The organism is Staphylococcus microti (genome assembly GCF_000934465.1).
In the GTDB taxonomy this organism is placed as follows: Bacteria; Bacillota; Bacilli; order Staphylococcales; family Staphylococcaceae; genus Staphylococcus; species Staphylococcus microti.
On the sequence record NZ_JXWY01000085.1, the window covers coordinates 1 to 7,473 of the forward strand.

Below are 7,473 nucleotides of genomic sequence, written 5' to 3' on the forward strand. Positions count from 1 at the left end.
GAGGTCACACCTGTTCCCATGCCGAACACAGAAGTTAAGCTCTTTAGCGCCGATGGTAGTCGGACTTACGTTCCGCAAGAGTAGGACGGTGCCAGGTAATTCAACGAGAGAGAGGTCATGATGACTTCTCTTTTTTTGCGTTTTATGGAAGGAGGTTCATGCATGAAAACATATTTGAAAAATGTGGCATTTATTGCGACGGATAAGATTGATGTCAATCGTGGTATTCGCCAAGGATTGCTGATGTTATTGCCTTTATTATACGGTGTATTTGCAAATAATATGTCGCTTGCATTGCTTGTGTCGATTGGGACGTTTGCGCATATTTATGTGTTTAGTGGTACATTTACATCGCGTATGCGGGCTGTTACTTTTGCGACATGCGGTCTTGTGATTGCGATGGTGTTAGGGACGTTAACGGTGAGTTACCCTTTATTATTTGGTATTGGTTTATTATTTGTTGCTGTGATTCCTTATTATATTTTTACGACATTACATATTCCTGGTCCCTCGTCTACCTTTTTTATTATTGCATATAGCTTATCAAGTGTGATGCCAGAGCAACCTGAAGCTTTTCTATATCGTGGCTTGATGGTTGGTTTAGGTGGATTATTAGGCATGATATTAGTGTATGTAGAGAGTAAGTTAAAAGGGGAACAACCTGAGCAGGCAGCGGTTCAACAAGATTTCAAACAGGTACGTCAATTGGTTCAGCATTTTAATGATCAAGCGACGTTTAATGATCTCACGAAATCTACGGTCAATACGCTTATGTTGTCATCGGATGTTTTAAGTACGACACGTTCTACTTTGCAAAAGAAAGCAGCAGCGTATCAGCGTCTGATTTTGTTACATCGTATTGCTGAAGGGATTTATTCTGAACTATTGGAGTTGAATGCAAAAGGGCATCGTCCACTTCCGCCTATTATTGTTGAGATGATGGATTATGTGACGTCTAGTATTGTGGAAGGTGTTGCGCCAAACAGGCCTTGGCGAAAGCGTGTGGATGTAGCAGATACATATGATGCGTTAGTTCAATTAATCTTCCATGTGGATGAAGTTTTACAAATGCCGGATGAACAAGTAAAACGTCAAGCACAAGTGACGTCGCCACAATATTTGGCACGCTTAGTATACAGTTTGACCCCTGAGTCGATGAACTTTATTGCAACGTTGAAGTATACCGTGATTATCGGCTGTTCGATTATGATTGCGCTTGTCTTTGATTTTGAACGGGCTTATTGGATTCCATTAAGTGCACATACAGTCATGATTGGTGGGACGACGATTGCAAGTATTGAACGTGCTGGCGGGCGTTGGTTTGGGACGCTTGTTGGTATAGGTATTGCCATTGTAGTGTTACTGTTTGAACCGAATCTTCTGATTGTTGTACTTGTGATGTGTATATGTAGCGCATTGACTGAAATGTTAATTGGTGCGAACTATGCATTGGCGATGTGTGTGATCACTGTACAAGTTATTTTATTAGGTGGTCTTGCACAAGGGCATTTAACGATGATGATTGCACTCCCACGTTTGTTAGATACAACAGTAGGTATCGTCATTGCGGTTATAGGTGTGCTATTAATTGGTCGACGCTTGGCAAGTAAACGATTGCCAGAAATGATGGGAAATGTTGCGCGTGTTGAAAGTCAGATGTTTCACTATTTGTTTTCTAATAATGATTATTCAGTTAAAAAAACGGCACGACGTGATATTTTACGTTTGAAGTTACAGATTGATAATATGGAAACGATGTACCGTCATGCATACGGTGAATGGTCTTCAAATAAAAAGCGTACGCAATATTACTATCCAGCGATGTTTTTATTGAGACAGGTTCATTTTAAATTACTTCAATGTATTCAAGCACCACCAAAAGAAAAGTTAGACCAAACAACAATGGGCGCCTACTTATTAGCTTATGAAAATATGGCGAAACATTTTGTACATGGTGTTGCACAAGAGGAAATTGTGACGCTGCCGCCTTTAGCCAATTATGCTCAAATTCGTCAGGCGTTAATACAGTTACAAGAAATTGCGTTGTATGACGAAGGTAATCAACGTAACCCGAATTTATTACCTGATTGATGATAAATCCTCCTAACAAAGCGAATGGCTGCTTTGAAGGAGGATTTTTTATTATGCTTGGCATGGTAATAGCTCGACAGTGGAAGTCCGTTACAGGCTTGGTAGTGGGAACTGTTAGCAAAAGACAAGGGTGTCATTGCGAAGTGGGATCTGAAGGGAGTCGAACGCAAACGCTCGCGCTGACGAACAGAAATTATGTAAAATGGACGCATCTGCTTGATAAGACATAGTCCGAAAATATTATAATTTTGTGTGTAAAAACAGGGTATAATAAATTAAAGGAAGACTAATTCTGTTATTTTTGTAAGTATATAATTTATTGGATTTTGAAAGGGTTTTTTATTTATGAAAGTAAATAAAATGACGTATGCATTTTTCGCAATTTTTTTAGGTGGCTTAGGCGTTCACAAATTTTATATTCATAAAAAAGGATTGGGATTTTTGCATTTAATGTTTTGTTGGACTGGAATACCTGGGGTTATAGGATTATTTGAAGGAATTCGTGCAGCGCTTAAAGAATCAGATTCAGAAGGCAATATTGAAATATAGACCTATAGTCATATGTATTAAATTATTCACAATAGCCGTTCAACACTATAATGTCACAGTGTTGAACGGCTATTTTACATTTAAGAAGATTCGTTTATTTCAAGGCTTTTAAGTAGTTGTGTAGCATGTGCTTCGATGTCTTCCATTGGGATCCCACCAAAACCTATCACAAATTGCGGTGTCGTATTGTGATGTTGAAAAAGATATTGCGACAAAGGTTGCACGTCAATATCATGTGCTTTAAAACGCGCCATACATGTTTGCTCATTAAGACCATTCTGAATGGTGACAACGAAATGCATGCCAGTTTGGGCGCCATTAATCTGACAGAGTGTCGGATATTGTGAGAAATATTCAATGAGTACGTCACGCTTTTGACGATAAATTTTACGCATGCGATTGAGATGTCGTTCGAATTGGTTGCTCTCCATAAAGCGACTGACGATATATTGCGTATGACGTGGAACGGTTCCGCCTTCGATATTGATTTTATTTTGATATAATTTTGCCAAATGTCTTGGTAATACGGCGTAAGCGATACGAATGCTTGGTGCGATGGATTTTGAGAATGTACTGACATAAATAACACGCTCAGCCTTATCTAAACTTTGTAAGGCGGGGATGGGCTTTCCTTCATAGCGAAATTCAGAATCGTAGTCGTCTTCAATGATATAACGTTCGGGATGTTGACTTGCCCATTTCAGTAACTTGATTCGATTTTGTAAAGTCATTGTCACACCGATCGGAAACTGATGGCTTGGCGTAATATAAACAATGTTGTCGTCATACTGGTCGATATGCTCTACGTGTAGTCCATCGTGACATACAGGTACAAAGCGATATGATATGTGTTTTCTTGAGAGTAGTTGTGGTACTTGTGGATAGATAGGATCTTCCAATATAAACGAGTGATTCTCTGGGAGTAAATCTGTAATAATTGATAAAAGCTGCTCGGTTGATGAGGCGATAATGACTTGTTCGGGTGTTGTTTCTACGCCACGACTGTGAAATAAATATTGGCTGATTTGTTGACGTAGCATAAAGTCGCCTTGTACATCTCCGCTTTCTATTAAAGTGTCTTGTAATGTGTCAAAAGCTTCTTTCGCATATTTACGAAATTGCTCGAAGGGAAAATGAGCTTTGTCAATGGCACCGAGTTGAAAGCTATAACGTGATAATGGCTGTGTCTCTACTCGTCTGATAGGTGACACGCTACTGACGCGTTGTTGCGGTATAAGTGGTAATGTGTCAATTGCACTTACAAAAAAACCAGAACGCTGCTTACTATATATATACCCCTCATCTATCAATTGCGCGTAGGCATTTTCTACGGTTGTTTGACTCACAGAAAGGTAATCGCCTAAATGACGTTTGGACGGTAATTTTTCATCTTCTTGCAACTGACCGTTTATAATACTATCGCGAATTTTTTCATATAATTGCATATAAATTGGCTGTTTTTGTGATTTATCAATATGAAACATCAACATTTCCATGGATATCCCCTCTATCTGACCCTTTTATTTTTTGTTATTTTGACACTTTAACCAGTTCAGTTATTAGTATAAGCTACATCTATACATACTAAAAGGGGGAAATTTTTATGACGAAACAAGTTGGATCAGAGCGTGTAAAACGCGGTATGGCAGAAATGCAAAAAGGTGGCGTAATCATGGATGTGGTTAACGCTGAACAAGCAAAAATTGCGGAGGCAGCGGGTGCGGTAGCTGTTATGGCGTTAGAACGTGTGCCATCAGATATTCGTGCAGCAGGTGGTGTAGCGCGTGCATGTAACCCAAAAATCGTAGAAGAAGTGATGAATGCAGTGTCGATTCCTGTTATGGCGAAATGTCGTATTGGCCATATTACAGAAGCGCGTGTATTAGAAGCGATGGGTGTCGATTATATTGATGAGTCGGAAGTATTAACACCAGCGGACGAAGTATTCCATTTGAAAAAAAGTGATTATACCGTACCGTTCGTATGCGGATGTCGTAATTTAGGCGAAGCAGCACGTCGTATCGGTGAAGGTGCAGCGATGTTGCGTACAAAAGGGGAACCAGGAACAGGTAACATTGTGGAAGCGGTACGTCATATGCGCCAAGTAAATCAAGAGGTGGCACGCATTACAGTGATGAGTGACGATGAGTTGATGACAGAAGCGAAAAACTTAGGTGCACCATATCACATTTTACAAGATATTAAAAAACATGGTCGTTTGCCGGTTGTTAACTTTGCGGCAGGGGGTGTAGCGACACCACAAGATGCAGCGTTAATGATGGAACTTGGTGCAGATGGTGTGTTCGTTGGATCAGGTATCTTTAAATCTGAAGACCCTGAAACATTTGCTAAAGCAATTGTACAAGCTACAACGCATTATCAAGATTATGAATTAATCGGTCGTCTGGCGAAAGATTTAGGTGCAGCAATGAAAGGGTTGGATATTAATCAACTTTCATTAGAAGAACGTATGCAAGAGCGTGGTTGGTAAGATGAAGATCGGTGTATTAGCATTACAAGGTGCGGTACGTGAGCATATGCGACAAATTGAAGCGTGTGGTCATGAAGCGATTGCAGTGAAGACTGTAGCACAACTAGAGACGCTAGACGGTTTAGTGATACCAGGTGGTGAATCGACTACTTTACGTCGCCTTATGACGTTATATGGCTTCAGAGAGGCATTGCGTGCATCTACATTGCCGATGTACGGCACGTGTGCAGGATTGATCGTGTTGGCGGATGATATTGAAGGCGAAACAGGCTACTTGAAAAAGTTAGATATTACAGTGGCACGTAATTCATTCGGACGCCAAGTAGATAGCTTTGAAGCAACATTAGACATTGAAGGTATCGCACAACCTGTGGAAGGTGTATTTATCCGTGCACCACATATTCAATCCGTTCGTGAAGGTGTGGAAGTGTTAGGTACGATTGATGACAAAATCATCGCTGTGCAACAAGGGCGTTATCTCGGTGTGTCGTTCCATCCAGAGTTAACGGATGATACGACGATGATGCGCTACTTTATTGAAAAAGTGGTTGGCGCATAAGGAAGAGCGTTTCATCTTATATGGTTTATGAGCGGCTCGCTAAGGGTAACGTATGAATAACACAGAGTATGGAAGTGAACGCTAAATTACAATTACTTATTTTCTGGGAAACTAATAAACGGTGTTCGAAAAGCAGGATTTTCGGCAGAACTTCACGATTCGACAAAATCTGGAAAGCGATTTTTCTCATCGTTTCTGGTTCTGCTCAAATCCTAAATGCGCTTTTCTCACAACCTCTGCTTCGGATGGCAATGTCAATTGACTCTGGCCGTGATGTTGGTGTTATCATTAAGTTATCCATATGTGAAAAAACGGGAAGAAAATCCTAAATCATAAAATGAAAAAAGCCATTAAAATTCAGTGTCGAATTTTAATGGCTTTCGTCATATATTAAATAAAGAATCCTGCGATTGTTGCAGAGATGAATGATACAAGTGTTGCACCGAATAAAAGTTTTAATCCGAAGCGTGCAACCATGTCACCTTTTTCGTCATTTAATGATTTGATGGCACCTGAGATGATACCGATTGAGCTGAAGTTGGCGAATGATACTAAGAACACTGAAACAACGCCAACAGCACGGTCTGATAATCCTTGTACTTTGCCAAGTTCTGTCATTGCGACGAATTCGTTAGATAACAGTTTTGTTGCCATGATTGAACCTGCATCGACTGCATCGCTCCATGGAATACCTGTTAAGAATGCAAGTGGTGCAAAGATAAAACCAATTAATGTTTGGAAGTTCCAATCTAATGAACCACCAGAAACGAATGAGATAACGCCGCCTACAAGTCCGTTTAATAATGAAATCAAGGCGATATAACCGATTAACATTGCCCCAACGATGACTGCTACTTTGAAACCATCTAAAATGTATTCCCCTAACATTTCAAAGAATGATTGTTGTTTTTCATCTGTATCAATGATTAATTTATCATTTTCTTCATCGACTTTGTAAGGGTTGATGATAGATGCGACAATGAAACCGCCAAATAAGTTTAAGACAACAGCTGTCACGACGTATTCAGGTTTAATCATTGTGAAGTATGCCCCAACGATTGACGCAGAAACTGTTGACATAGCTGATGCTGTTAATGTGTATAAACGATGCTTCGGAATGAATGGCAATTGTTTTTTCAATGAGATAAATACTTCTGATTGCCCAAGAATTGCTGAAGCTACCGCGTTATATGATTCTAAACGACCCATGCCGTTCACTTTTGAAATAAGTAAGCCAAGCACATTAATGATAACCGGTAAGATTTTCAAGTATTGTAAAATACCGATTAATGCTGAAATGAAGACGATTGGTAATAGTACGTTAATGAAGAAAGTAGATGCACCGTCATTCATTAAACCGCCAAATACGAAGTTAACCCCTTCAGATGCTTGTTTGAGCAAATAACCGAATCCTGATGCAACGCCACCAACGATCTTAATCCCAACGTTCGTTTTAAGTAAGAAGAATGCTAAAACGACTTGGATGGCAAGCATAAGCGCGATATATTGCCAACGAACATTTTTCTTGTCCGAGCTTGCGAGGAGTGCGAGGGCTAAGAATACTAAGATGCCGACGATCCCAATAATAATATGCATGTTGTAACACCTCTTATGTTAAATTATTTGTTTTTTTCACTATCTATATCATACAACATAAATGAAAGCATTAACATAACAAATTAATGAATTAACATAATTATAGGTCTATAAACCCCGTCATTATGCGGTTTGTGGTATTAGGCTTTTGCATTTGAATACGTTTTGAATACGTTCGACTAGAAAT

General features: G+C 39.6%; 6 protein-coding genes and 1 rRNA gene. 5 read left to right on the forward strand and 2 right to left on the reverse strand.

From position 1 onward, the window contains the following. From rrf to TP70_RS09180, 3 genes are all read left to right on the forward strand, one after another. Positions 1 to 97 (forward strand): 5S ribosomal RNA (gene rrf, locus TP70_RS11875); the annotation flags it as partial. 65 nt (positions 98 to 162) lie between these two features. Continuing rightward, a complete protein-coding gene (locus TP70_RS09175; protein ID WP_044361165.1) occupies positions 163 to 2,091 on the forward strand; it encodes an FUSC family protein in 1,929 nt (642 codons plus the stop codon). A gap of 345 nt (positions 2,092 to 2,436) precedes the next feature. After that, on the forward strand, positions 2,437 to 2,640 hold the full coding sequence (locus TP70_RS09180) for a TM2 domain-containing protein (RefSeq protein WP_044361166.1): 204 nt from the start codon (positions 2,437 to 2,439) through the stop codon (positions 2,638 to 2,640). A gap of 80 nt (positions 2,641 to 2,720) precedes the next feature. On the opposite strand, the gene pdxR is transcribed toward TP70_RS09180, so the two are convergent. Beyond that, positions 2,721 to 4,136, reverse strand: a complete 1,416-nt coding sequence (gene pdxR / locus TP70_RS09185; RefSeq protein ID WP_044361167.1) for a MocR-like pyridoxine biosynthesis transcription factor PdxR — start codon at positions 4,134 to 4,136, stop codon at positions 2,721 to 2,723. Between the two features lie 107 nt (positions 4,137 to 4,243). Between pdxR and pdxS the strand changes: the two genes are divergently transcribed. Both pdxS and pdxT read left to right on the forward strand, forming a co-directional pair. Then, the gene (gene pdxS, locus TP70_RS09190) at positions 4,244 to 5,131 is read left to right on the forward strand and encodes a pyridoxal 5'-phosphate synthase lyase subunit PdxS (protein WP_044361168.1); all 888 of its coding nucleotides are present in this window, start codon (positions 4,244 to 4,246) and stop codon (positions 5,129 to 5,131) included. A gap of 1 nt (position 5,132) precedes the next feature. Further along, entirely contained in the window at positions 5,133 to 5,690 is a 558-nt protein-coding gene (gene pdxT / locus TP70_RS09195) for a pyridoxal 5'-phosphate synthase glutaminase subunit PdxT (RefSeq protein WP_044361169.1), read from the forward strand. Positions 5,691 to 6,080: 390 nt separating this feature from the next. Here the strand turns inward: pdxT and TP70_RS09200 are convergent, their stop codons facing one another. Continuing rightward, positions 6,081 to 7,286, reverse strand: coding sequence for a NupC/NupG family nucleoside CNT transporter (locus tag TP70_RS09200; RefSeq protein WP_044361170.1), 1,206 nt, complete (start codon positions 7,284 to 7,286; stop codon positions 6,081 to 6,083). Positions 7,287 to 7,473 lie beyond the last annotated feature (187 nt).